This window comes from Streptomyces sp. NPDC025806 (assembly GCF_055558275.1).
In genome coordinates, this window is the sequence record NZ_JBVHMU010000004.1 from 42,203 (window position 1) to 67,111 (window position 24,909).

Genomic DNA, 24,909 nt, shown 5'->3' on the forward strand with positions numbered 1-24,909 from the left:
GGGCGGCCGGGACCGGGACGGACGGTGGCATGACCACAGCAGTGGCACGGGAACTCTCCGCGGAGCTGCGGGGGTTCAGGGAAGTGCAGACCCTCGCGTACGCGTGCGCGGAGGCGGTCGCGGCGCAGCTCAAGCCGGGGGTGACCGAGCGCGAGGCGGCGCGCATGCAGCGCGACTGGCTGCGTGAGCGCGGGGTGCGGGACTGGTTCCACCTGCCCTTCGCCTGGTTCGGTGACCGCACGGCGTTCGTGAACTTCCGCGTCCCGCTCCAGTTCTTCCCGACGAACCGCAGGCTCGAGGCGGGCATGCCGTTCATCCTCGACATGGCCCCGGTCCACAAGGGCTACACGGCGGACATCGGCTACTCGGGCTGTCTCGGCCCCAGTCCCCTGCACGACAAACTGCTCGCCGATCTCCAGGCGCACCGCGAGCTGATCCTGCGCGAGGTGCGCGAGCGCCGCACGCTGCGGGAGATCTACGAGGACGTGGACCGGCTCATGGTCCGCCAGGGGTATGCGAACCGGCACCGGGCGTACCCCTTCGGCGTCATCGCCCACAAGGTGGACCGGGTCAGGGAGCGCCGGCTGAACCCGACGCTGTTCGGCTTCGGCGCCCAGTCCCTCAAGGGCCTGGCGAGCGACGCGCTGCACGGGCACCGGGACGGCTGGTCGCCGCTGTGGTCCCCGTACCGGTTCTCCGACCATCCGCCGCAGCCCGGGCTGTGGGCGGTGGAGCCGCACCTCGGATTCCGCGGCACGGGCGCCAAGTTCGAGGAGCTCCTCGTGGTGACGGACTCCAAGGACCCCGAGGAGAGCGCGTTCTGGCTGGACGACGATCTGCCGCACGTGCGGCGCTGGGCGGAGGGCATCTGATGACGGACCTGACGAAGATCCACGGCGCGCGCGAGCGCACGGTGGCCACGGGCGGGATCGAGCTGTGCGTCGTGGAGCTCGGCGACGCGGCGCGGCCCACCGTCGTCCTGGTGCACGGCTACCCGGACTCCAAGGAGGTGTGGTCCGAGGTCGCCACGCGCCTCGCGGACCGCTTCCACGTGGTCCTCTACGACGTGCGCGGCATGGGCCGGTCCACGGCGCCGTCCCCGCTGCGCGGCGGCTTCACCCTGGAGAAGCTGACCGACGACTTCGTGGCCGTCATCGACGCCGTGAGCCCTGACCGCCCGGTCCACGTGGTGGGGCACGACTGGGGCTCCGTGCAGTCCTGGGAGTTCGTCACGGTCAAGCGCACCGAGGGCCGCATCGCGTCCTTCACCTCGATGTCGGGGCCGTCGCTCGACCACTTCGGGCACTGGATCAAGCAGCGCATGAAGCGGCCCACGCCCCGCAAGGTCGGCCAGCTGCTCGGCCAGGGCGCCAAGTCCTGGTACGTGTACATGCTGCACACGCCGGTGGTTCCGGAGCTGGCCTGGCGCGGCCCGCTCGGCAAGCGCTGGCCGAGGATCCTGGAGCGCGTCGAGGGTGTCCCCGCCGGGGACTACCCGACGGGGTCGCTGCCCACGGACGCCGCCCACGGGGCCTGGCTCTACCGGGACAACGTGCGGGCGCGGCTGACCCGCCCCCGCGAGGACGCGTACGCGCACGCACCCGTGCAGCTCATCACGCCGCTCGGGGACGCCTTCCTGTCGCCGCGGCTCTACGACCAGCTGGAGCTGTGGGCGCCCGAGCTGACCCGGCGCAGCCTGCCCGCCAAGCACTGGGTGCCGCGTACCCGGCCCGACCAGCTGTCGGCCTGGATCGGCGAGTTCGTCACCGCGCACGAGGAGCAGGAGGGCGGCGTGCCCGCGCGGCGCACCTCCGCGTCCGGCAAGTACGCCGACCGGTTCGGCGGACAGCTCGTCCTGGTCACGGGCGCGGGCAGCGGCATCGGCCGGGCCACCGCGTTCGCGTTCGCCGAGGCCGGCGCGCGCGTGATCGCCGTGGACCGGGACGCGGAGAGCGTGGCGCGGACCGCCGAGATGGCCCAGCTGATCGGCGCCCCCGAGGCGTGGGCGGAGACCGTCGACGTCACGGACGAGCAGGCCATGGAGAAGCTCGCCGAGAAGGTCGCGGCCGAGTACGGCGTGGTGGACGTGCTGGTGAACAACGCGGGCATCGGCCTGTCCGGCTCGTTCTTCGACACGACCCCCGAGGACTGGAAGAAGGTCCTCGACGTGAACCTGTGGGGGGTCATCCACGGCTGCCGCCTCTTCGGGAAGCAGATGGCCGACCGCGGCCAGGGCGGCCACATCGTGAACACGGCGTCGGCCGCCGCGTACCTGCCGTCCAAGGCGCTGCCCGCCTACAGCACCTCGAAGGCCGCCGTCCTCATGCTCAGCGAGTGCCTGCGCGCCGAGCTGTCCGGCCAGGGCATCGGCGTCTCCGCGATCTGCCCGGGCCTGGTGAACACGAACATCACGGCGACGGCCCGTTTCGCCGGCGCGGACGCCGAGGAGGAGAAGCGCCGTCAGGAGAAGTCCTCGCGCCTGTACGGCCGGCGGAACTATCCGCCGGAGAAGGTCGCCGACGCGATCCTGAGCGCCGTCGTGCAGAACAAGGCGGTCGTGCCGGTCACCCCGGAGGCCCGCGGCGCGCACCTGATGTCCCGCTTCACGCCCCGGGCCCTGCGTGCGCTCGCGCGGATGGAGCCGCCGTTGTGAGTGTCGTGGGCCGGCCGTGCCGGTCGTACCATCCCTCGCAGGAAGGTTCGCCGCGCAGGGCCGGCACGACCGAGGGGCGTGGGGTGTGACGGAGCAGTCGGTCGCCGAATACCGGATCGAGGACCTGGCGCACCACAGCGGCGCCACGGTCCGCACCATCCGTGCCTATCAGGACCGGGGCCTGCTGCCCCGGCCCGAGCGGCGCGGCCGGTCCAACGTGTACACGCACACGCATCTGTCGCGGCTGCGGCAGATCGCCGACCTGCTCGACCGCGGGTACACGCTGGCCTCGATCAAGGAGCTCCTGGAGGCCTGGGACGCCGGCCGGGGGCTCGGCGGCGTGCTCGGTCTGGTCGCCGAGGTGGACAAGCCGTGGACCGACGAGCGGGCGGGGCGGATCACGCGCGCGGAGCTCGACGCGCGGTTCGGCGGCGACCCGGACGAGGCCGCCGTGCAGGACGCGATCGAGCTCGGGGTGCTGGAGCGAGTTCCGGGCCGGGACGACGAGTTCCTCGTGCCGAGTCCCCAAGAGCTGGCCGTGGCCGTGGAGTTGTACGCCGCGGGCGTCCCGCTGTCCGCGATCTCGGGCCATCTGCGGGAGTTGAGGGGGCAGATCGAGCACATCGCCGCCCGTTTCCTGGAGTTCACGACCGAGCACGTCTTCGCCCGCTATCTCGGTCCGCTCCCGCCGACGGACGCGGAAGCGGCCGAGGCCGCCTCGCTCGTGCGGCGCCTGAGACCGCTCGCCCAGCAGTCGGTGGACGCCGAACTGGCGCGCGCGATGCGCCTGTTCGCGACCCAGCACCTCAACCGGCACCTGGCCGCGGGCCCGGTGACCACGCCCCCCGACGAACCGCAGACGATCACGATGCCCGCCGGCACGATGCGGGCCGTCCGCACGCTCGTTGGGCCCGAGCACGTCTCCGCGTTCATCGCGGCGGCGGCCGAACGCGAGGTACAGGCCAGGACATTGGACTCGCTCGCCGCAAATCACCACAAAGATAACTGAGTTCGCCAAATCCGGCATATCACCCTGTGAGTTGTCCACAGAATCGCCAATTCCCCTGTGGATAACGCGACTTGCTTGTGGATCAAACATGCGAGCAAAAAATTTCCGAAGACTTCGCCGGGGCTTCCGAGGCACCCTGACGCCATGGACGACCCCCGCACCGTGAAGGTGTCGAAGTACCTGTCCCGCCATCTGCGTCACCGGCCGGACCGCATCGGACTCACGCCGGACGAGGCCGGCTGGGTCGAGATCGAGACGCTGCTCGCCGCGGCAGCCGCCCACGGCTTCCCCTTCACCCGCGCCGAGCTGGACCGTGTCGTCGCCGAGAACGACAAGCGGCGCTTCACGATCGACGGCACCCGCATCCGGGCCAACCAGGGCCACACGATCGCCGTCGACCTGGGCCTGGAGCCCGCCGAGCCGCCCGCGTACCTGTACCACGGCACCGTCCCCCGCTTCCTGGACGCGATCCGGGCCGAGGGGCTGCGCCCGATGGACCGGCACGACGTGCACCTGTCCGCCGACCGGGAGACCGCCACCCGCGTCGGCGCCCGGCGCGGCCGTCCCGTGGTGCTGTCCGTCGACGCGGGCGCCATGCACCGTGACGGCCACGTCTTCCGCGTGAGCGCGAACGGAGTCTGGCTGACGGCCGCCGTCCCTCCCCGCTACCTGCGCTTTCCCGGCTGATCCGGGCCCCGGCTCAGGCATCATCGACCGGTATGGACCAGGAACCCGGCACCCAGCCCCGTCTGCCCAGCACCGAGGCGGCCGTCACCGCGCTGCGCGCGCTCGCCGACGAGTTCGCCGTGGAGTGCGTGGTCGAGCACGACATCGGCAGCGACCGCACCTCCCGCCGCACCGCCGCGGGCGTCGGCACCACGACCGATCCCGACGGCTCGCTGCCGCACGAGGCGTACGTCGAGCTCGGCGGCTCGCCGCGGATCGACGTGCGGCTGTTCCCGGAGGGGGACGCGCGGATCACCGTCGAGGGCGTCGAGTTCCACGACGTGCCCCGCGACGACGTGCCCGCCTTCCTGCGCGCCTGCCTCAGCGGTCTCGCCCAGGTCCGCGGCCGGTTCTTCCCGCCCGGCTACCGGCTCCTGGTCCCGCTGCCCGGCGACCGCACCTACAAGGAGCTCGTACCGATGGCCCTGCTCACCCCCTGGCTCAGCCGCCAGGTCCGCTGAGGGCACCAAGGAGCCGGGCCGCTTAGGCTCGCAGGCATGACCGAATCGCCCCGCACGCCGCAGTCCCCGCTCCGTCTGAGCACCGTGATCCTGCCCTACCGCCGCTGGCACGAAGGCGCCCGCGAGGCCTGGGTGCGCGCCGAGGAGCTGGGCTTCCACACCGCGTACACCTACGACCACCTGTCCTGGCGCGTGCCGTTCCGCGACGGGCCCTGGTTCGGCGCCGTCCCCACGCTGACCGCCGCCGCGACCGCGACCGAGCGGCTGCGCCTGGGCACCCTGGTGACCTCGCCGAACTTCCGGCACCCCGTCACCCTCGCCAAGGAACTGATCTCCCTGGACGACATCTCCGGCGGCCGGATCACGCTCGGCATCGGCGCGGGCGGCACCGGATTCGACGCCACCGCCCTCGCGCGCGGCGACCAGGAGCCGTGGACCCCGCGCGAACGGGCCGACCGCTTCGCCGAGTTCGTGCCGCTGCTCGACCGCCTGCTCACCGAGGACACCGTGACCTACGACGGCACGTTCTACTCGGCGGGCGGCGCGCAGAACATCCCGGGGTGTGTGCAGCGCCCCCGGCTGCCCTTCGCGGTGGCCGCGACCGGACCGCGCGGGCTGAAGCTCGCCGCCCGCCACGGGCAGGCCTGGGTGACCACCGGCGACCCGAAGCTGTTCGAGGCGGGCACTCCGGAGGAGTCGGTTCAAGCCATTCGCGGACAGATCGAGAAGCTGACCGCGGCCTGCGACGCCGTCGGCCGGGACGTGGCCGGGATGGACAAGATCCTGCTCTCCGGCTTCACCCCCGACCGGGCCCGTCCGCTGGAGTCCGTCGACGCCTTCGTGGACTTCGCGGGCGCCCACCGGGAGCTGGGCTTCACCGAGATCGTGCTGCACTGGCCGATCCCCGACACGGCCTTCGCCGCCGACCAGAAGGTCTTCGAGGCCATCGCCACGGACGCCCTCGCCCAGCTCGGCTGAATCCGGCTCCCGACGGTCCGGGGCGGGTGCGCAGACGCGCCAGGTGCGTACTCATCTGCGCGCCCCGCCGCACGCCCGTGCACGCAGCTGCGCGACCATGGGGCGGTGACCTCATCGACTCCTGGGCCCCGGACCCCGGCCCTCTCCGCGCCCCGGCTGATCGCCACGGACCTCGACGGCACCCTGCTGCACGACGACAAAACCGTTTCCCCTCGTACGGTCGCCGCGCTCGCCGCCGCCGAGGAGGCCGGCATCGAGGTCTTCTTCGTGACCGGCCGCCCGGCCCGCTGGATGGACGTGGTCGCCGACCACCTCCACGGTCACGGCCTGGCGATCTGCGGCAACGGCGCCGCCGTGGTGGACCTGCACGACGGCCCCGGCCGGCACCGGTTCGTCAAGGTCCGCGAGCTGGCGGTGCCGGACGCGCTGGACGTCGTACGGATCCTGCGGGAGGCGGCGCCGGGCACCGCGTACGCCGTCGAGCGCACCGGCGGGCTGCACCACGAGCCGGCGTACCCGCCGCTGCACCTGGACCCGGGCGAGACCGTCGCCCCGGCGGAGAAGCTGCTCTCCGCCGACTTCGAGGACGTCGCGGACCAGCCCGTGCTCAAGCTCCTCGCCTACCACCCCGAGCTCGACCCGGACGCGTTCCTGGCGCTGGCCCGCGCGGCCGTCGGCGACCTGGCGGCCATCACCCGCTCCAGCCCGAGCGCGCTCCTGGAGATCAGCGGGCGTGAGGTCTCCAAGGCGAGCACGCTCGCGCTGTGCTGCGCCGAGCGCGGCATCGACCCGTCCGAGGTCGTCGCCTTCGGTGACATGCCCAACGACATGGAGATGCTCGCCTGGGCGGGCCGCTCCTACGCGATGGGCAACGCGCACCCGGACGTCCTGACCGCCGCGACCGGCCGCACCGCCACCAACAACGAGGACGGCGTGGCCCGCGTCATCGAGGAGATCCTCGCGCGCCGCTGACCTCGCGGGGCGCGTCACAGCGTCGGCGTCACAAGGGCACGCCCCGCTCCGCGAACCAGGTCACCGGGTCCACCCCGGAGCCCAGATACGGCGTGAGCCGCACCTCGAAGTGCAGGTGCGGCCCCGTCGAGTTCCCGGTCGTGCCGGACTGCCCGATCCACTGTCCGGCCTTCACCTGCTCGCCCTGGTCGACGGCGACGGACGACAGGTGCGCGTACTGCGTGTAGTAGCCGCCCGCGTGCCGCACGACGATCTGGATGCCGAAGGCGCCGCCGCAGGACACGCTCACCACGCGCCCGTCCCCGACCGACCGCACGGGCGTGCCGATGGCGACCGCGAAGTCCTGCCCGGTGTGCCGGTGCGCCCAGCGCGCCCCCGCGCTGTCGAAGCCCGCCGACAGCTCGTACCGCTCCACCGGCGGCACCCACGCGCGCGTGGAGGCGAACGCGGGCTGGTCGAGGCGGACGGCGCCCCGGCACTGACCGGCGGCCACCGAACTGTCGGCCTGGCCCTGCAAGGTCCACTGCGCCGCCTCGAGCCTGCTCGCGATGCTCTTCTTCAGGACAGCCAGCTCGTCGTTGCGCTTCTTCAGGGAGAGCCACGCGGCCGTCGCCTTGCGCTGCCCCTCCTCCAGCTTCTTCTCGGCCCGCCGGCTCTTGGCGACGGCGTTGTTCAGCGCCAGATCCGCCTGCCAGGCGGCACGCTGACCGTGCATCAGCTCCTCGGGGTCGGCGGAGAGCAGCATCTGGGCGGCGACCGGGATGTCGCCGCCGTTGCGGTACTGGGCGCGGGCGATGCGCCCGAGGTCGTCGTGGAGCACGGCGCTCTCCCGCCGTTCCTCGGCGAGCAGCCCCTCTATGCGCTGGGCCTCCGCCTTCTGGAGTTCGGCGGCCCTGCGCCCCTCCTCGTAGTGCTGCGAGGCCTTCGACGCCTCTTCGTACAGGCGCGCCACCTCGGCGCTCGCCTCGGGGCCGTCGGCCCCCACGGACAGCGCGGGGGTGCCTCCGAGGGCGACGAGCGCGCACAGCGCCGCCGGGACGACGAGCGAACTGCGGGAACGGCGGGGTCGTTGGGACATGTAACGGATCGTCACCCGCCCCGCCCGAGCGCACCTGTGGAGCGCGTACGCCCGGGGGAACGGCTGCCCCGGACGGCGCAGGAACGTAACTCCTCAGGCAGGGCAGGGAACGGGCCGGCCGGGCATCAGTGCGGGGCCTGCCACACCAGCGTCGTGCCGCCCCCGTCCTCGCCCGTCCCGGGCCCGTACCAGCTGTCGCCGCCGAGCGACTCCGCGCGCCGCTTGAGGTTCTTCAGGCCGCTGCGCCGACCGCCGTCGGGGATGCCCACGCCGTCGTCCGCGACGGTCAGGCGCACACCCGGCCGGCCGTCCGGCAGCGCCACCGTGGCGTCGACGACGACCTCGATGGACGAGGCCCGCGCGTGCCGGAACGCGTTGGAGAGCGCCTCGCGCAGGGCCGCGATGAGGTTCTTGCCGGTGACCTCGCCGACGAGGGTGTCGACCGGGCCCACGAAGTGGTGCGCGGGCTTGAAGCCGAGCGGCACCGCCGCCATGTTGATCTCGCGCAGCACGCGCGTGCGCAGCCCCGCGGGCGCCTCCGTCGGCCCCTGCTGGAGCGCGAAGATGGCGGTGCGGATCTCCTGGATGGTGGTGTCCAGCTCGTCGACCGCCTTGCCGACCCCCCGCTGCACCTCGGGCACCACCGAGCGGCGCTGGGCCGTCTCCAGCATCATCCCGGTGGCGAACAGCCGCTGGATCACCAGGTCGTGCAGGTCGCGCGCGATGCGGTCACGGTCCTCGTAGACGGCCAGCCGCTCCCGGTCCCGCTGCGCCTCGGCCATCATCAGGGCCAGCGCCGCCTGCGAGGCGAACTGGGCGCCGAGCGTGCGCTCCGCCTCGCTGAAGGGCCGCGCTCCCCGCGCGCGTGGCGTCACCAGCGTGCCGAGCACCCGGTCCTCGCTGCGCAGCGGGAGCAGCATCGCGGGGCCGTAGGCGCTCGCGAGATCGGTCGTGACCCGCGGGTCCGTGGCCGCGTCCTCGATGAACACGGGCTCCCCGCAGAGCAGTTCGGTGACGATCACGCTCTCCGGTGGGAGCACGACGCCGAGCGCCGCGGAGGGGTGGTCGGCGGCCACCGCGACGACCTCCATGCCACCCTCGGCGTCGGGCAGCAGCACGAGGCCGGCCGCCGAGTCGGACAGGTGCCGGGCCTGCTCGGCGACCACCTGAAGGGCGTCCTCCGCGTCCCCTCCGGACAGGAGCGCCGTGGTGACGGCCACGGAACCGTCGATCCATCGCTCCCGCTGCCGGGCCGCCTCGTACAGGCGCGCGTTGCCGATCGCGATGCCCGCCTCCGTGGCGAGCACCCGGACCATGTTCAGGTCGTGGTCGTTGAACTCCTCGCCGCCGCGCTTCTCCGTCAGGTAGAGGTTGCCGAAGATCTCGCCCTGGACGCGGATGGGCACTCCCAGGAACGTGCGCATCGGCGGGTGCCGCGGCGGGAAGCCGCAGGAGCGCGGGTCGTCGGCGAGGTCGGCCATCCGCATCGGCACCGGGTCGTGGATGAGCGCGCCGAGCAGCCCGCGGTGGCCGTCGGGCAGCCGGCCGATGCGGCGCGCCGTCTCCTCGTCCAGGCCGTGGTAGACGAAGTCCGACAGACCCTTGCCGTCCTCGGCGACGACACCGATCGCCGCGTAGCGGGCGCCCGCGAGCTCGGCCGCGGTCTCGCAGATGCGGTCGAGGGTGGAGTGCAGCTCCAGTCCGGTGCCGACCGAGCGCATCGCCTCCAGGAGCTGCGGCACGCGCGAGGTCAGCTCGGCCGAGAGCCCCTGGAGGCCGCGCGTGGCCCGGGTGGTCTCCTTGGCGGGGGCGGGGGCGGGGGCGGGGGCGCCGGGGTCCGTGGGTGCAACCATGCCCCCGAGAGTAATTAGTCCTATTTGGCGACGAAAGTCGGGTTCACTGGCCGGACAGGGCCGGAAGCGCGCCCTCCCGCTCCCGCAGGGTGCGCAGCGGCCCCTCGACGGCGGCCAACTCCGCGTACGGGCCGCGCTGCACGACCGCCCCGCCGTCCAGCACCAGCACCTCGTCCACGGCCTCCAGACCCGCGAGCCGGTGCGTGATCAGCACCGTCGTACGGCCCCGGGTCGCGTCCAGCAGGTCCGCGGTGAGGGCGTCGGCCGTCTCCAGGTCCAGGTGCTCGGCCGGCTCGTCGAGGACGAGAACCGGGAAGTCCGCGAGCAGGGCGCGAGCCAGCGCGAGCCGCTGGCGCTGCCCGCCCGACAGCCGCGCCGCGTGCTCGCCCACCAGGGTGTCGAGCCCGTCGGGCAGCGCGTCCACCCAGTCCAGGAGGCGTACGCGCCCGAGGGCGGCCCGCAGCTCGTCCTCCGTGGCGTCCTTCCTGGCCAGCAGCAGGTTCTCGCGGACGGTGCTGTCGAAGAGGTGCGCGTCCTGGGCGCACAGCCCGACCGCGCGGCGCACGTCGTCCCCGTCGACGTGCGTGGCGTCGACGCCGCCGAGCGTGTACGTCCCCGCGCACGGGTCCAGGAAGCGCAGCAGCACCTGCGCGAGCGTGGTCTTGCCGGAACCCGAGGGGCCCACGACCGCGACCCGGCGCCCGCGCGCCAGCGTGAGGTCCACCCCGGCGAGCGCGTCCCGCGCCTGCCCCTCGTACCGGGCCGTGAGCCCCCGCACGACGAGCGGGAACGGGTCCTGCGGCGCGGGCACGGGCCGCTCCGGCTCCCGTACGGGGTCGGGCGCGTCCAGGACCTCGTGGACCCGCTCGGCGCTCTTGCGGACCCGCTGGCGGTACTGCACCGCGAGCGGCAGCCCGAGCACCGCCTCGAAGGCGGCGAGCGGGGTGAGCACGACGACCGCGAGCACCACCCCGTCGAGCTGCCCGGCGCGTACGCCCTGGACGCCGGCGAGCGCGGCCCCGGCCACGGTCAGGCCCGTGATCAGGGCGGTGAGCCCGTCGCCGAGCGCGGTCGCGGTGGCGGCGCGCGAGGCGATCCGGGTCAGGGCGGAGTCGGCCTCGCGAGCCTCCGTCATGCGACGCGGCAGCGCGCCGGAGACGGTCAGCTCGGCGGTGCCGGTGAGCAGTTCGGCCGCGCGGGTGGCGAGCAACCCGCGCGCGGGGGCCAGCCGGCGCTCGGCCCGGCGGGCGACGGCCGCGGCCAGCAGCGGCACACCGACCCCGGCGAGCAGCAGTCCGGCCGCGAGAACGGCGCCCGCCGCGGGGAGCAGCCACGCGGTGAAGGCGACCGACCCCACGCCCACCAGGGCGGCGGCCGACGCGGGCAGCAGCCAGCGCAGCCAGTAGTCCTGCAGCGCGTCGACATCGCTCACGAGGCGGGACAGCAGGTCGCCGCGCCGGGTCGCGCGCAGGCCCGCGGGCGCGAGCCGCTCCAGGCGCCGGTACACGGCGACCCGGGTGTCGGCCAGCATCCGCAGCACGGCGTCGTGCGACACGAGCCGCTCCGCGTACCGGAAGCAGGCCCGGCCGATGCCGAACGCGCGCGTGGCGGTGACCGCGACCATCAGGTAGAGCACGGGCGGCTGCTGCGAGGCCCGCGAGATCAGCCAGCCGCTGGTCGCCATCAGACCGACCGCGCTGCCGAGCGCGAGCGCCCCGAGCAGCAGCGCGAGGGCGAGCCGGGAGCGGCGCGGCCGGGCGGCGGCACGGAGCCGGCTGAGGACGCCCCGTCCCTCGGCTCGCTTGTCGGGGTGCTCCGCAGCGGCCACGGGTACTTCCTGGCGGGTCTGCGCCGGGACGGACGCGGGGGCCGCCGGGGCCACCGGCGCCGGGCCGTCGGTGGCGGCGGGCGGTGCGAGCCGTACCACCCGGTCCGCCACGGCGAGCAGCGCCGGGCGGTGGACGACCAGGACCACGGTGCGGCCCACGGCGAGCCGGCGGACCGCCTCGACGATGCCCGCCTCGGTGTCACCGTCCAGCGCCGCGGTCGGCTCGTCCAGGAGGACCACGGGCCGGTCGGCGAGGAAGGCGCGGGCGAGCGCGAGGCGCTGCCGCTGTCCCGCCGAGAGCCCGGCCCCGTCGTCGCCGAGCCGGGAGTCGAGGCCCTCGGGGAGCGCCTCGACGAAGTCCAGGGCGCCGGCCTCGCCGAGCGCCGCCCGCACCGCGGCGTCGTCCGCGCCGGGCCGGGCGAGCCGTACGTTCTCCGCGATGGAGCCCGCGTACAGCTGCGGCCGCTGCGGCACCCACGCCACGCGCGCGTGCCAGGCCTCCCGCGCCACCTCGGACAGATCAGCGCCGCCCACCAGGACGCGCCCGTCGCGCGGCCGGACGAAGCCCAACAGGGCGCTCAGGAGCGTCGACTTGCCCGCACCGCTCGGGCCCACCAGGGCGACCGTCTCGCCCTGGGCCACCTCGAAGAAGACCGACGAGACGGCGTCCGCGTCGCGCCCCTCGTAGCGGACCGAGACGCGGTCGAAGGCGATGCCGCCCTCCTCGGGCAGCGCCTTCGTGCCGCTCTCGGGCAGCGGCGTCTCCAGGACGTCGAAGATCTCCTCGGCGGCGGCGAGCCCCTCGGCCGCCGCGTGGAACTGTGCCCCGACCTGGCGCAGCGGCAGATACGCCTCGGGCGCCAGGACGAGGATGACGATGCCCACGTAGAGGTCCATGTCACCGTGCACGAGCCGCATGCCGATGGTGACGGCGACCAGGGCGACCGACAGGGTCGCGAGCAGTTCGAGGGCGAACGAGGACAGGAAGGCGATCCGCAGCGTGCGCATCGTGGCCCTGCGGTACTCGCCGGTGATCGTGCGGATGGACTCGGCCTGCGCCTTCGCGCGGCCGAACACCTTCAGGGTGGGCAGCCCGGCGACGACGTCCAGGAAGTGGCCCGACAGCCGGGACAGCAGCCGCCACTGACGGTCCATCCGGGACTGGGTGGCCCAGCCGATGAGGATCATGAAGACGGGGATGAGGGGCAGCGTGCCGACGATGATCGCCGCCGACACCCAGTCCTCGGTGACGACGCGGGCGAGCACCGCCACCGGGACCACCACCGCGAGCCCCAACTGCGGCAGATAGCGCGAGAAGTAGTCGTCCAGGGCGTCGACGCCCCGGGTCGCGAGCGCCACGAGGGAACCGGTGCGCTGACCGGTGAGCCAGCCGGGCCCGAGCCCGGCCGCCCGCTCGAGGAGACGGCCCCGCAGCTCCGACTTCACGGCCGCGCTCGCCCGGTGCGCCGCCAGCTCGGTCAGCCAGGACACGAGCCCCCGGCCGGCCGCCACGGCCACCATCAGCAGCAGCGGCGTGCTCAGCCGAGCCACGTCGAACCCGTGCTGGAACGCGCCCACCACGACCTCGGCGATCAGCATTGCCTGGGCGATGACCAGGCCCGCCCCGGCGGCGCCGAGGACGACCACCGCGATCAGGAAGAAGCGGGTGGCCCGGGCGTACCGGAGCAGACGCTGGTCGATCGGTTTCACGTGAAACACACCCTCACATCAGGTGGGTCGCCCCAGGGGACTCAGTGCGCGGCGTCGGCGATGTGGTGCGTGCCGATGCGCTTGCGGAACACCCAGTAGGTCCACGACTGGTAGAGCAGCACGATCGGGGTCGCGATGCCCGCGCACCAGGTCATGATCTTCAGCGTGTACGGGCTGGACGAGGCGTTGCTGACCGTCAGGCTCCAGTCCGCGTTCAGCGACGACGGCATGACGTTCGGGAACAGCGTCAGGAAGAGCATCGCGACCGCCGCCGCGATCGTGATCCCCGACAGTGCGAACGACCAGCCCTCGCGGCCGAGCTTGATGGCGCCGAGCGCCCCGACGAGCGCGACCACGGCCACGATCATCGCGGCGAGCGAGCCGCCGTCCCCGTGGTCGGCCTGCGTCCAGACGAGGAAGCCGAGCGCGGCCACCGCGGCCACCAGCCCCACCGCGAGCGCCGTCTTCCGCGCCCGCATCCGGATGTCACCGACGGTCTTGAGCGCGCTGAACACGGCTCCGTGGAAGGTGAACAGGCTGAGCGTGACCAGCCCGCCGAGCAGCGCGTACGGGTTGAGCAGGTCCCAGAAGTTGCCGACGTACTCGAAGTCCTTGTCGATCTTCACGCCGCGCACGATGTTGCCGAAGGCCACACCCCACAGGAACGCGGGGATCAGCGAGGTCCAGAAGATCGCCTGCTCCCAGTTGGCCTGCCAGCGCTCCTCGGGCCGCTTCGCCCGGTACTCGAAGGCCACCCCGCGGATGATCAGGCACACCAGGATGATCAGCAGCGGCAGGTAGAAGCCGGAGAACAGCGTCGCGTACCACTCGGGGAAGGCGGCGAAGGTCGCGCCGCCCGCGGTGAGCAGCCACACCTCGTTGCCGTCCCAGACCGGGCCGATCGTGTTGATCAGCACCCGGCGTTCGGTGCGGTCGCGGGCCAGCAGCTTGGTGAGCACACCGACCCCGAAGTCGAATCCCTCCAGGAAGAAGTAGCCGATCCACAGGACGGCGATGAGTACGAACCAGACGTCGTGGAGTTCCATGACTCGTCAGCTCCCAGGGCCTAGTAGGAGAAGGCCATCGGCTTGTCGGCGTCCCGGTCGCCACCGATCTTGGTGGGCGGGTTGAGGTCGTCCTCCGTGAGCTCGGGCGGGCCGGCCTTCACGTACTTCAGGAGGAGCTTGACCTCGATCACGGCGAGCACCGCGTAGAGCAGCGTGAAGACGGTCATCGAGGTGATGACCTCGCCCTGCGAGACACCGGGGGAGACCGCGTCGCGGGTCCGCAGGACGCCGTAGACGACCCACGGCTGGCGGCCCATCTCGGTGAAGATCCAGCCCCAGGAGTTGGCGATCAGCGGGAAGCCGAGCGTCCACAGCGCGACGAGCCAGTAGAGCTTGGTGAACTTCGGGTTCAGCGCCTTGTTCTTGAAGAGGACGAGGTTCGGCACATCGTCCTCACCCACCCTCAGATGCTGCGGCAGCATGAACTTCTTGCGGGTGAGCCAGAGTCCGAGGATGCCGAGCGCGAAGGACGCCATCCCGAAGCCGATCATCCAGCGGAAGGCCCAGAAGGTGACGGGGATGATCGGGCGGTAGTCGCCGGGCCCGTACTTCTCCTGCTCGGCCTTGTTGGTGTCGTTGATGCCGGGGACGTACGAGGTGAAGTCGTCGTCGGCGAGGAAGGACAGTATCCCGGGGATCGACAGCTCGACCGTGTTGTGGCCCTTGCTGACGTCACCCACGGCGAACACCGAGAAGGGCGCCGAGTCCTGTCCCTCCCACAGGGCCTCGGCGGCGGCCATCTTCATCGGCTGCTGCTTGAACATCACCTTGCCGAGCAGGTCGCCGCTGACCGCGGTGAGCAGGCCGGCGATCACCACGGTGACCAGGCCGAGCCGCAGCGAGGTCTTCATGACGCCGACGTGCTTCTTGCGGGCCAGATGGAAGGCGGCGATGCCGACCATGAACGCTCCGCCCGTGAGGAACGAGGCGGTCAGGGTGTGGAAGAACTGGGTCAGCGCCGTGTTCTGCGTCAGCACGTGCCAGAAGTCGGTGAGTTCGGCGCGGCCGTTCGCCTTGTTGATCCGGTAGCCGACCGGGTGCTGCATCCAGGAGTTGGCCGCGAGGATGAAGTACGCGGACAGGACCGTGCCGATCGACACCATCCAGATGCAGGCCAGATGGATCCGCTTCGGCAGCTTGTCCCACCCGAAGATCCACAGCCCGATGAAGGTGGACTCGAAGAAGAAGGCGATGAGGGCCTCGAAGGCCAGCGGCGCTCCGAAGATGTCACCGACGAAGCGGGAGTAGTCCGACCAGTTCATGCCGAACTGGAACTCCTGCACGATGCCGGTGACCACACCCATGGCGATGTTGATCAGGAAGAGCTTGCCCCAGAACTTGGTCGCCCTGAGGTACTTCTCCTTCTCCGTGCGCACCCAGGCGGTCTGCAGCCCGGCGACCAGAGCCGCGAGGGAGATCGTCAGGGGGACGAACAGGAAGTGGTAGACGGTGGTGATGCCGAACTGCCATCGCGCCAGCGTCTCCGGCGCCAGAGCCAGGTTCACTGCGTCACTCCTTACCTCGCCGTGGTCACAGCGACAGTTTGCCCCTTTAATCCCACAAATCCTAGGAGGAACCGGGACACGCTTGTGAACGCGTTCACATTCACAAGCATTATGTCGTACTGGCTGTCGGGATCCGCACGGGGGTCCCCTTACTGCGAGGAACACCACAGGGGGCGGGCGCGGCAGTTCACCGGGTCGGGCTCACTGGATGGACAGGGGCTTCCCGGAGACTTCAACATCTTGTTGAATCCGCGGCATGACGCGCATTCGCATCTCCTGGCCGGCCGGACACACCACGGCGACGGTCGAGTCCACCCCGACCGGCAAGGCCCTGCTCGCGAAACTGCCGCTGAGCTCGACGGCGAACACCTGGGGCGAGGAGGTCTACTTCGACACGGGCGTCAGCGTCCCGGCCGAGGACGACGCCCAGCAGGTCGTGGAGCCCGGCACCGTCGCCTTCTGGACGGACGGCGACGCCCTCGCCCTCCCCTACGGCCCCACGCCGATCTCGCGAGGCGACGAATGCCGCCTCGCGAGCCCGTGCAATCTGCTCGGCCGGCTCGACGGGGACCCACGGGTGCTCGCGACGGTGCGCGGCGGCGACCCGATCCGCGTCGAACTGGCCTGATCCGGCGCTGATCCGCCGGGCGGTCAGAGCTCCTTGCGGAACTGCTGCGCCGCGTGCAGGAAGATGTCGTTGGCCTCGGTCTCGCCGATCGTGGCCCGCATCCCCTCACCGGCGAAGGGCCGCACCACGACACCGGCCGCCTCACAGGCCGCCGCGAAGTCCATCGTCCGGTCCCCGAGCCGCAGCCACACGAAGTTCGCCTGCGTCTCGGGCACCGTCCAGCCCTGCTCGCGCAGCGACGTCACGACGCGGGTGCGCTCGGACACCAGCGTGCCGACCCGGCCGAGCAGCTCGTCCTCCGCGCGCAGCGAGGCCACGGCCGCGTCCTGCGCGAGCTGGCTGACGCCGAAGGGCACCGCCGTCTTGCGCAGCGCGGCGGCCACCGGCTCGTGGGCGATGGCGAAGCCCACCCGCAGCCCGGCCAGGCCGTAGGCCTTGGAGAAGGTGCGCAGCACCGCCACGTTGGGCCGGTCCCGGTAGAGCTCCACACCGTCCGGCACCTCGGCGTCCCGGATGAACTCGCGGTACGCCTCGTCGAGCACGACGAGCACGTCGGAGGGCACCCGGTCGAGGAAGCGCTCCAGCTCGGCCCGGCGCACCACGGTGCCCGTGGGGTTGTTGGGGTTGCAGACGAAGATGAGGCGCGTGCGGTCCGTGATGGCGTCGGCCATCGCGTCCAGGTCGTGCACCTCACCGTCGGTGAGCGGCACCTGGACGGACTTCGCGCCGCTGATCTGCGTGATGATCGGGTACGCCTCGAAGGACCGCCAGGCGTAGATCACCTCGTCGCCGGGCCCGCTGGTCGCCTGCAGCAGCTGCTGGGCGACGCCGACCGAGCCGGTGCCCGTGGCCAGATGCGTCACCGGCACGCCGAACCGGTCCGCCAGCTCGTTCATCAGACCCGTGCAGGCCATGTCCGGGTAGCGGTTGAAGGTGCCGGCCGCGGCGATCGCCCGCTCCATGACGCCGGGGAGCGGCGGATACGGGTTCTCGTTGGAGGAGAGCTTGTATGCCACCGGGCCCCCGGCAGCTGCGGGCTTGCCCGGCTTGTAGGCGGGGACACCCGCCAGCTCGGCACGCAGCTTGGGGTTCGTCTCGCTCACCGCAGTCCTCCTAAGGCCACCGTTCCAATACTGCACACCTTAAGAGGATTCGGCGCGCACCCCAATGGGGGCGGGGCAAGGAGGTGCTCGAGGGGCCCCCGGGCGGCGTGCGACGGGCGCACCGGCGGCACACCCGAGGCGTACGTCCCAGGGGGGAGCGCTCGGCGCCCTGGCGTGCGCCGGTGGCTCGCGCCGTGGCGCGCATCACCCGTGAAGGTGAGTTGAGACCTGTTCGCAACATCGCCGACTTGGCAGGCCCACGCGTACCGACAAGTGAGGTATTACAGTCAGAGCCAGTAACTGCCTTTCAATCCATGGTCATTGACGATGTATCACCTTGCAGAAACGTGCCTGTCAACCCCGGCATATGCGCCCCCGCCATGCAGCCGCATGAGCCCTACTATCGGCTCGCCATGACAGCAGCAGGGAAGCACCAGGTGAGCCGGGCGGAGACCACCCGCAGGGGCACCCGGCAGGGACGGGCGGGCATCAGAGACGTTGCCGCCGCCGCCGGGGTCTCCATCACGACTGTCTCCGATGCGCTCAACGGCAAGGGCCGGCTCCCCGACGCCACCCGACGCCATGTCCGCGAGGTCGCCGACCGGTTGGGCTATCGCCCCTCCGCGGCCGCCCGCACCCTCCGTACCGGGAAGTCGGGCCTCATCGGTCTGACCGTGACGACGTACGGGGATGAACCTTTCACCTTCACGGAGTTCGCGTACTTCGCGGAGATGGCGAGAGCCGCGACCTCGGCCGCGCTCGCCCGCGGCTACGCCCTCGTCATCCTGCCCGCCACCTCACGCCACGACGTGTGGTCGAACGTCGCGCTCGACGGCACCGTCGTCATCGACCCCTCCGACCACGACCCGGTCGTCACCGAGCTGGTCCGCCAGGGCCTGCCGGTCGTCTCCGACGGACGTCCCGCGGGCACCCTGCCCGTGACCGCCTGGGTCGACAACGACCACGAGGCCGCCGTCCTCGGCATCCTCGACCATCTCGCCGAGGCCGGCGCCCGCCGCATCGGCCTGCTCACCGGCACCACCACGGACACCTACACCCACCTGTCCACCTCCGCCTACCTGCGCTGGTGCGAGCGGATCGGCCAGGAACCGGTCTACGAGTCCTACCCCGCGCACGACCCGTGCGCCGGCGCCGTCGCCGCCGACCGGCTGCTCGCCCGGCCCGACCGCCCGGACGCCGTCTACGGCCTCTTCGACCCCAACGGCACGGACCTGCTCGCCGCGGCCCGCCGTTACGGCCTGCGCGTCCCGGACGACTTGCTGCTCGTCTGCTGCAGCGAGTCCACGATGTACGCCAACACCGAGCCGCCCATCACGACGCTCTCGCTGAAGCCCCGGCGCATCGGCACGGCCGTGGTCCAGCTCCTGATCGACGCCATCGAGGGCGTCGAGTCCGACCAGCCGGTCGAGCAGGTGATACCGACCGAACTGATCGTGCGCGCCTCCTCGCAGCGCCGCCCGCACCGCACCACCGTCAGTCCGCCCCGCTCCCCGGGCAAGGGCTGACCGCCGCCCGCCGCCTCCGCGCGCCCCTGACCGAGAGGAAAAGTCCACACCAATTCGGGAGAAAAGCACGGTGAACAGCCGTCCGTCACGGATTCACCACCCCTGGTGCATCACACAGCCCGAGCGGCGTTCCTATGATGGGCGCACGACACCGCGGGCCGCTGCGACCAGGCAGTCCGATCCGGTGCACAGGCGGCGCAAGGGTGGAGGGGTCGATGACTCAGGGGGCCGGTCAGGGATCCGCAGCGCGCACGGAGACGCTGCGTGACTTCCGTGTTCCCGCGTACGTCCACGACGTACCGACGAGCATGGTGCCCGCCGACCCCGTTCCCGGACCGGGCCCGGCTTCCGACGAGGACACCGCGGCCTACCCGGACGGCTACACCCCGACCGAGCGGAACCTCCCGGTCATCAACCGCGGGGACACCGTCCAGGTCGAGCTCCCGCAGCCCGCGCCGGCGGCCCGAGCGGCCGACGGCCTCGGCCCGCTGTACGTCGTCGGCGACGTGCACGGCTACCTCGACGAGCTGATCGCGGCGCTGCGGGACAAGGGCCTGCTCGACGAGAACGACAACTGGGCCGCGGGCAACGCGCGCCTGTGGTTCCTCGGCGACTTCACCGACCGCGGCCCCGACGGCATCGGCGTCATCGACCTCGTCATGCGCCTCTCCGCCGAGGCCGCCGCGGCGGGCGGCTACTGCAAGGCGCTCATGGGCAACCACGAGCTGCTGCTGCTCGGCGCCAAGCGCTTCGGCGACACCCCCGTCAACTCCGGCGCGGGCACCGCCACCTTCCAGGCGGCCTGGTTGCTGAACGGCGGGCAGAAGTCCGACATGGACCGCCTCCAGGACGTGCACCTCCAGTGGATGTCCCGGCTCGACGCGATCGAGCTGGAGGACGACCACCTCCTCATGCACTCCGACACCACCGCCTACCTCGACTACGGCGACTCGATCGAGGCGGTCAACGACACGGTCCGCGAGACCCTCACGCGCAACGACGCGGACGAGTGCTGGGACCTGTTCCGCAAGTTCACCAAGCGCTTCGCGTTCCGCGACGAGGAGTCCGGGCCCGGCGCGGTCCGCGAGCTGCTCGGCGCGTACGGCGGCTCGCGCGTCGTCCACGGTCACAGCCCGATCCCGTACCTCCTGGGCGAGGTCGGCGGCGAGGACGCCGACGGCGAGGACAGCAGGCCGGCCGTCGAAGGACCGCACGTGTACGCCGGCGGTCTGGCGATCGCCATGGACGGTGGCGTGACCATGGCCGGAAAGCTGCTGGTCCAGCAACTCCCCATGGATGAATGACGGTTGATCGGGCAGGCGCGTAAGCGGAGGATCCGGCTGGCCACCGGGCCAATTTCCGGAAACCCCCTGTCACCGCGTGCCGTGACCGCTCTACCATCGGCTTATCCGTAGCAGGCTCCCCTCCGTTTCTGCCCTACGGCTCGTAACCATGCGGGCCACCAAGCCCTACGGAGCATCGGGGGATGCACATGAACAGCGCTCCGCATTTGCTGAACGAGGACCGCCCCGAGTTCGAGCGGATCCTCGATGAGGCGCTGCGTACCGCGACCGACCGCCCTGAACTCGCCGCCGTGGGCAGGCGGCTCAACCCCGAACAACTGCGCACCATGGCGCAGGGCGCCGCCGCACTCATCAACACCGCGGCCGCCACCGAGTACCAGCACTTCCTCAAGGTCCGCGAGGACATCCGCACCGCCCCGCGGCCCGTCCGTCCCGAAGGGGAGGGAGACAGCCCCGCCGCGACGCAGGGCACCGGTCCGATGGGGCTCGTCGCGGAGACGGCGGGACCCGGCGTCGCCGCGGTGGCCGTCGTCCTCGCCCCGGTCCTCGCGGGCACGGCCGCCGCGATCTTCCTGCTGGTCGGCTACATCCTGAAGATGCTCGACCCGGCACCGGACTTCGCCGACACGATGCTGATGGCGGGCTGGATCTTCGCGGCCTGCACCGCGGCGGGCATCCTCGTCGCGGCCGTCTGCCTGCTCCTCGCGGCGCTGCGCAACGGTTCGACGTCGGTGCGGGCCGGTACGCCGGACGAGGCCGACGAGGCTCTGGCGCGGGCCAGGGAGGCCTGGGGAGAGGCGCTGCTCGAGCGCGGCATCGTGCCGTTCCTGCGGGAGGCCCAGACGGACCCGCCGGAGGGCGGCACACCGCTCGGCGGGGGCCACGGCGGCCCCGCCGGACGCATGCCGCAGCTCGGCTACAACCGGCCGGGGTTCACGAGCCCGGAGAGCGGCGGCGGCACGGCCACGGGCCAGCGCGCCGGCTTCTCCAGCCCGGACTTCACGAGCCCGGACTTCGGCGGCCCCGAGCACCGCCCGGACTGAGGTCCGGCGGCGCACGGGGCCGTGCTCCCGCAGCGCCCTCGGCCGGGGCCGGGGGCGCTCCGTCGGTGACCGGGTCGGGTCAGTCGGCCAGCGGGAGGTACACGCGGTTGCCGCTCGCCGCGAACTCCTTCGACTTCTGCTCCATGCCCGCCTCGACCTCGGACTTCGTCGAGCCGTGCTCGCGGCGGATGTCCTGCGAGATCTTCATCGAGCAGAACTTCGGACCGCACATCGAGCAGAAGTGCGCGGTCTTCGCGGGCTCGGCCGGGAGCGTCTCGTCGTGGAACTCCCGTGCCGTGTCCGGGTCGAGGGCCAGGTTGAACTGGTCCTCCCAGCGGAACTCGAAGCGGGCGTCCGACAGCGCGTCGTCCCATTCCTGCGCGCCGGGGTGCCCCTTGGCGAGGTCGGCCGCGTGCGCCGCGATCTTGTACGTGATGACGCCGGTCTTCACGTCGTCCTTGTTCGGCAGGCCCAGGTGCTCCTTGGGCGTGACGTAACAGAGCATCGCGGTGCCCCACCAGGCGATCATCGCGGCGCCGATCCCGGACGTGATGTGGTCGTACGCCGGGGCGACGTCGGTGGTCAGCGGGCCGAGCGTGTAGAACGGCGCCTCCTCGCAGATCTCCTGCTGGAGGTCGATGTTCTCCTTGATCTTGTGCATCGGGACATGGCCCGGGCCCTCGATCATGGTCTGCACGTTGTGCCGCTTGGCGATGGAGTTCAGCTCGCCGAGCGTGCGCAGCTCCGCGAACTGCGCCTCGTCGTTGGCGTCCGCGATGGAGCCGGGGCGCAGGCCGTCGCCGAGCGAGTACGTGACGTCGTACGCCGCGAGGATCTCGCAGAGCTCCTCGAAGTTCTCGTAGAGGAAGCTCTCCTTGTGGTGCGCGAGGCACCACGCGGCCATGATCGAGCCGCCGCGCGAGACGATGCCGGTCTTGCGGTTGGCGGTCAGCGGCACGTACGGGAGGCGGACGCCGGCGTGGACCGTCATGTAGTCCACGCCCTGCTCGGCCTGCTCGATGACCGTGTCCTTGTAGATCTCCCAGGTCAGCTCCTCGGCCCGGCCGTCGACCTTCTCGAGGGCCTGGTAGAGCGGCACGGTGCCGATCGGCACGGGGGAGTTGCGCAGCACCCACTCGCGGGTGGTGTGGATGTTGCGGCCGGTGGAGAGGTCCATGACCGTGTCGGCGCCCCACTTGGTCGCCCAGGTCATCTTCTCCACCTCCTCCTCGATGGAGCTGGTCACGGCCGAGTTGCCGATGTTGGCGTTGACCTTCACCAGGAACCGCTTGCCGATGATCATCGGCTCGATCTCCGGGTGGTTCACGTTCGCCGGCAGGACCGCCCGGCCGGCCGCGATCTCGTCGCGGACGACCTCGGGCGCGACGTTCTCCCGGATCGCCACGTACTCCATCTCCGGGGTGATCTCGCCCCGGCGGGCGTACGCGAGCTGGGTCACGGCCTGGCCGTCGCGGCCCCGGCGCGGCTGGCGCGGGCGGCCCGGGAAGACCGCGTCGAGGTTGCGCAGACCGCCGCGCGGCGAGGTGTGCTTGATGCCGTCGTCCTCGGGGCGGACGGGGCGTCCCGCGTACTCCTCGGTGTCTCCGCGGCCGATGATCCAGTTCTCCCGCAGCGGCGCGAGGCCCCTGCGGACATCGGTGTCGACGGTCGGATCGGTGTACGGGCCGGAGGTGTCGTACAGCGTGACGTCCTGCCCGTTGGTGAGGTGCACCTGGCGGACCGGCACCTTGAGGTCGGGGCGGGAGCCCTCGATGTACCCCTTGTGCCAGCCGATGGACTTCCCGGCCTCCGGCTCAGAGCCGTTGGAGGCAGGCGTGCGTGCGTCCGTTGTGGTCATGAGACCTACTCCCTACGCCGGCATTACCCGGTAACAGGTTCGGCGGTCGACGCAGCGGCTCTCGTCCACGGCGTTTCACGTTTCACGTGAAACACGCGCTGGGACGAAGGTCAGCGCCCTCTCAGCCCGGTGCTCCGAGCTCCCGCGTTTGCAAAGGTGCCCCCACGCTAGCGTCATGTCGGACACGTTGAACAGAGGGCCCCTCCCGTTCTTGCGATGATCGGGCGGTGACCACGACGCATGAGCCCGCGCCTCCCCAGTCCCCGCCGCCGCACGGGCACTCCCACAGCCACGGCCCGGCGGCCCCTGTGTCCCGGCATCTGCGGAAGGTCATCGCGGCCATCCTGATCCCGTTCTCCGTGGCGGTCGTGGTGGGCCTGGCGGTGCTGTGGCCGGGTGGCGCACCGGCCCACGACCGCACCGGTGTGGGCTTCGACCGGCAGACGCAGCAGGCCACGGTGACCAGGATCGAGAAGGTCGACTGCAAGTCGGTGCACGCCTCGGGCGGGGCGCCGAGCGGCGCCCCGGGCGCCGTGCCCGCGAACGGGAAGCCCGGCGCCGCCGCGGGCGAGTGCGAGAACGCGACGGTGCGCGTGGACACCGGCAAGGACAAGGGCCGTACGTTCGTCGAGGTCGTACAGCCCGACTCGCCCCGTCAACTGAACGAGGGCCAGCAGGTGATCGTCGCCTACGCGCCGGACGCCCCGAAGAATCTTCAGTACTCGGTCACGGACGCGAACCGGAAGATCCCCATGACGCTGCTGGCCGGGATCTTCGCCCTGGCGGTGGTCGTCGTGGGCCGCATGCGCGGGGTCATGGCGCTCGTCGCGCTCGCGATCAGCTTCATGGTGCTGACCTTCTTCATCCTCCCCGCGATCCTCCAGGGCTCGAACCCGCTGGTGGTGGCGGTGGTCGGGGCCAGCGCGATCATGCTCATCGCGCTCTACATGTGTCACGGCCTGTCGGCCCGCACCTCCGTCGCGGTGCTCGGCACCCTCGTGTCGCTGCTGCTGATCGGCCTGCTCGGCTCGCTGTTCATCGGCTGGGCCGCGCTGACCGGCAACACGGACGACAGCACCGGCCTGATCCACGGCCTGTACCCGGACATCGACATGAGCGGTCTGCTGCTCGCCGGCGTCATCATCGGCTCGCTCGGCGTCCTGGACGACGTGACGGTCACCCAGACCTCGGCCGTCTGGGAGCTGCACGAGGCGAACCCGTCGATGGGCCGGCGCGGTCTGTACCGGGCGGCCATCCGGATCGGCCGCGACCACATCGCGTCGGTCGTGAACACGCTGGTGCTCGCGTACGCGGGCGCGGCGCTGCCGCTCCTGCTGCTCTTCTCGATCGCACAGAGCAGCGTGTCCGACCTCGCCAACAGCGAACTGGTCGCCGAGGAGATCGTGCGCACGCTGGTCGGCTCGATCGGCCTGGTCGCCTCCGTGCCGGTGACGACCCTGCTGGCCGCTCTGGTGGTGTCCGCCGACCGTCCCGGGTCCCACGAGCCCGCGAAGGCCGTACCGGGGCGGTCCGGCCGGGGGCGGCGACGCAAGCACTGAATCCGCACGCGGAACTGCTCGGGCGCACCGCGCTGCTGAAGCGTTACG

At 71.9% G+C, this 24,909-nt stretch carries 19 protein-coding genes; 12 read left to right on the forward strand and 7 right to left on the reverse strand.

Going from position 1 to position 24,909, the window contains the following annotated elements; translation table 11 throughout:
• Positions 1-29: 29 nt before the first annotated feature.
• The 7 genes from ACZ4E1_RS10200 to ACZ4E1_RS10230 all read left to right on the forward strand — a co-directional run bounded on the left by ACZ4E1_RS10200 (position 30) and on the right by ACZ4E1_RS10230 (position 6,799).
• Positions 30-872, forward strand: coding sequence for a M24 family metallopeptidase (locus ACZ4E1_RS10200; RefSeq protein ID WP_467537709.1), 843 nt, complete (start codon positions 30-32; stop codon positions 870-872).
• The gene (locus tag ACZ4E1_RS10205) at positions 872-2,653 is read left to right on the forward strand and encodes an SDR family oxidoreductase (protein WP_467537711.1); all 1,782 of its coding nucleotides are present in this window, start codon (positions 872-874) and stop codon (positions 2,651-2,653) included. Before ACZ4E1_RS10200 ends, ACZ4E1_RS10205 begins: the two co-directional genes overlap by 1 nt.
• An 85-nt stretch (positions 2,654-2,738) precedes the next feature.
• Positions 2,739-3,662 (forward strand): MerR family transcriptional regulator, encoded by a 924-nt coding sequence (locus ACZ4E1_RS10210; protein WP_467537713.1) that lies wholly within the window; start codon positions 2,739-2,741, stop codon positions 3,660-3,662.
• A gap of 144 nt (positions 3,663-3,806) precedes the next feature.
• Complete coding sequence (locus ACZ4E1_RS10215; RefSeq protein WP_467537714.1) at positions 3,807-4,349, forward strand: RNA 2'-phosphotransferase; 543 nt, start codon at positions 3,807-3,809, stop codon at positions 4,347-4,349.
• A gap of 32 nt (positions 4,350-4,381) precedes the next feature.
• Positions 4,382-4,849 (forward strand): hypothetical protein, encoded by a 468-nt coding sequence (locus tag ACZ4E1_RS10220; RefSeq protein WP_467537716.1) that lies wholly within the window; start codon positions 4,382-4,384, stop codon positions 4,847-4,849.
• 36 nt (positions 4,850-4,885) lie between these two features.
• Positions 4,886-5,827: an LLM class flavin-dependent oxidoreductase gene (locus ACZ4E1_RS10225; protein ID WP_467537718.1), complete on the forward strand. Its 942-nt coding sequence runs from the start codon at positions 4,886-4,888 to the stop codon at positions 5,825-5,827.
• Between the two features lie 105 nt (positions 5,828-5,932).
• A complete protein-coding gene (locus ACZ4E1_RS10230) occupies positions 5,933-6,799 on the forward strand; it encodes a Cof-type HAD-IIB family hydrolase (RefSeq protein WP_467537720.1) in 867 nt (288 codons plus the stop codon).
• 28 nt (positions 6,800-6,827) lie between these two features.
• Here ACZ4E1_RS10230 and ACZ4E1_RS10235 read toward each other — a convergent pair whose 3' ends face one another.
• From ACZ4E1_RS10235 to ACZ4E1_RS10255, 5 genes are all read right to left on the reverse strand, one after another.
• Complete coding sequence (locus ACZ4E1_RS10235; protein ID WP_467537722.1) at positions 6,828-7,877, reverse strand: M23 family metallopeptidase; 1,050 nt, start codon at positions 7,875-7,877, stop codon at positions 6,828-6,830.
• Between the two features lie 125 nt (positions 7,878-8,002).
• A complete protein-coding gene (locus ACZ4E1_RS10240; RefSeq protein WP_467537724.1) occupies positions 8,003-9,730 on the reverse strand; it encodes a GAF domain-containing sensor histidine kinase in 1,728 nt (575 codons plus the stop codon).
• Positions 9,731-9,773: 43 nt separating this feature from the next.
• Complete coding sequence (cydD, locus tag ACZ4E1_RS10245) at positions 9,774-13,268, reverse strand: thiol reductant ABC exporter subunit CydD (RefSeq protein WP_467537726.1); 3,495 nt, start codon at positions 13,266-13,268, stop codon at positions 9,774-9,776.
• A gap of 41 nt (positions 13,269-13,309) precedes the next feature.
• Positions 13,310-14,314, reverse strand: coding sequence for a cytochrome d ubiquinol oxidase subunit II (gene cydB, locus ACZ4E1_RS10250; protein ID WP_467537727.1), 1,005 nt, complete (start codon positions 14,312-14,314; stop codon positions 13,310-13,312).
• 20 nt (positions 14,315-14,334) lie between these two features.
• Positions 14,335-15,840, reverse strand: a complete 1,506-nt coding sequence (locus ACZ4E1_RS10255) for a cytochrome ubiquinol oxidase subunit I (RefSeq protein WP_467537729.1) — start codon at positions 15,838-15,840, stop codon at positions 14,335-14,337.
• A gap of 256 nt (positions 15,841-16,096) precedes the next feature.
• On the opposite strand from ACZ4E1_RS10255, the gene ACZ4E1_RS10260 reads away from it, so the two are divergent.
• The gene (locus ACZ4E1_RS10260) at positions 16,097-16,468 is read left to right on the forward strand and encodes a cyclophilin-like fold protein (protein ID WP_467537730.1); all 372 of its coding nucleotides are present in this window, start codon (positions 16,097-16,099) and stop codon (positions 16,466-16,468) included.
• A 23-nt stretch (positions 16,469-16,491) separates the two neighbouring features.
• Here ACZ4E1_RS10260 and hisC read toward each other — a convergent pair whose 3' ends face one another.
• Positions 16,492-17,571 carry a histidinol-phosphate transaminase gene (gene hisC, locus ACZ4E1_RS10265; RefSeq protein WP_467537732.1) on the reverse strand — a complete coding sequence of 360 codons (1,080 nt, stop codon included), beginning with the start codon at positions 17,569-17,571 and terminating at the stop codon, positions 16,492-16,494.
• Between the two features lie 413 nt (positions 17,572-17,984).
• On the opposite strand from hisC, the gene ACZ4E1_RS10270 reads away from it, so the two are divergent.
• From ACZ4E1_RS10270 to ACZ4E1_RS10280, 3 genes are all read left to right on the forward strand, one after another.
• Positions 17,985-19,097, forward strand: a complete 1,113-nt coding sequence (locus tag ACZ4E1_RS10270) for a LacI family DNA-binding transcriptional regulator (RefSeq protein WP_467537733.1) — start codon at positions 17,985-17,987, stop codon at positions 19,095-19,097.
• 215 nt (positions 19,098-19,312) lie between these two features.
• Positions 19,313-20,401 carry a metallophosphoesterase gene (locus tag ACZ4E1_RS10275; protein ID WP_467537734.1) on the forward strand — a complete coding sequence of 363 codons (1,089 nt, stop codon included), beginning with the start codon at positions 19,313-19,315 and terminating at the stop codon, positions 20,399-20,401.
• Positions 20,402-20,583: 182 nt separating this feature from the next.
• The gene (locus ACZ4E1_RS10280; RefSeq protein ID WP_467537735.1) at positions 20,584-21,444 is read left to right on the forward strand and encodes a hypothetical protein; all 861 of its coding nucleotides are present in this window, start codon (positions 20,584-20,586) and stop codon (positions 21,442-21,444) included.
• A gap of 79 nt (positions 21,445-21,523) precedes the next feature.
• Here the strand turns inward: ACZ4E1_RS10280 and thiC are convergent, their stop codons facing one another.
• Complete coding sequence (thiC, locus tag ACZ4E1_RS10285; RefSeq protein ID WP_467537737.1) at positions 21,524-23,302, reverse strand: phosphomethylpyrimidine synthase ThiC; 1,779 nt, start codon at positions 23,300-23,302, stop codon at positions 21,524-21,526.
• A 227-nt stretch (positions 23,303-23,529) separates the two neighbouring features.
• Here thiC and ACZ4E1_RS10290 point away from each other — a divergent pair, with 227 nt between their 5' ends.
• The gene (locus tag ACZ4E1_RS10290; RefSeq protein ID WP_467537739.1) at positions 23,530-24,861 is read left to right on the forward strand and encodes a YibE/F family protein; all 1,332 of its coding nucleotides are present in this window, start codon (positions 23,530-23,532) and stop codon (positions 24,859-24,861) included.
• The last annotated feature ends 48 nt before the right edge of the window (positions 24,862-24,909 follow it).

What these genes read in the sequence shown, in the direction of transcription:
- ACZ4E1_RS10200 (WP_467537709.1), top strand. Translation starts at nt 30, where the DNA reads ATGACCACAGCAGTGGCACGGGAACTCTCCGCGGAGCTGCGGGGGTTC.
- ACZ4E1_RS10205 (WP_467537711.1), top strand. Translation starts at nt 872, where the DNA reads ATGACGGACCTGACGAAGATCCACGGCGCGCGCGAGCGCACGGTGGCC.
- ACZ4E1_RS10215 (WP_467537714.1), top strand. Translation starts at nt 3,807, where the DNA reads ATGGACGACCCCCGCACCGTGAAGGTGTCGAAGTACCTGTCCCGCCAT.
- ACZ4E1_RS10220 (WP_467537716.1), top strand. Translation starts at nt 4,382, where the DNA reads ATGGACCAGGAACCCGGCACCCAGCCCCGTCTGCCCAGCACCGAGGCG.
- ACZ4E1_RS10225 (WP_467537718.1), top strand. Translation starts at nt 4,886, where the DNA reads ATGACCGAATCGCCCCGCACGCCGCAGTCCCCGCTCCGTCTGAGCACC.
- ACZ4E1_RS10235 (WP_467537722.1), bottom strand. Translation starts at nt 7,877, where the DNA reads ATGTCCCAACGACCCCGCCGTTCCCGCAGTTCGCTCGTCGTCCCGGCG.
- ACZ4E1_RS10240 (WP_467537724.1), bottom strand. Translation starts at nt 9,730, where the DNA reads ATGGTTGCACCCACGGACCCCGGCGCCCCCGCCCCCGCCCCCGCCCCC.
- cydB (WP_467537727.1), bottom strand. Translation starts at nt 14,314, where the DNA reads ATGGAACTCCACGACGTCTGGTTCGTACTCATCGCCGTCCTGTGGATC.
- ACZ4E1_RS10260 (WP_467537730.1), top strand. Translation starts at nt 16,097, where the DNA reads ATGACGCGCATTCGCATCTCCTGGCCGGCCGGACACACCACGGCGACG.
- ACZ4E1_RS10270 (WP_467537733.1), top strand. Translation starts at nt 17,985, where the DNA reads ATGACAGCAGCAGGGAAGCACCAGGTGAGCCGGGCGGAGACCACCCGC.
- ACZ4E1_RS10275 (WP_467537734.1), top strand. Translation starts at nt 19,313, where the DNA reads ATGACTCAGGGGGCCGGTCAGGGATCCGCAGCGCGCACGGAGACGCTG.
- ACZ4E1_RS10280 (WP_467537735.1), top strand. Translation starts at nt 20,584, where the DNA reads ATGCACATGAACAGCGCTCCGCATTTGCTGAACGAGGACCGCCCCGAG.
- thiC (WP_467537737.1), bottom strand. Translation starts at nt 23,302, where the DNA reads ATGACCACAACGGACGCACGCACGCCTGCCTCCAACGGCTCTGAGCCG.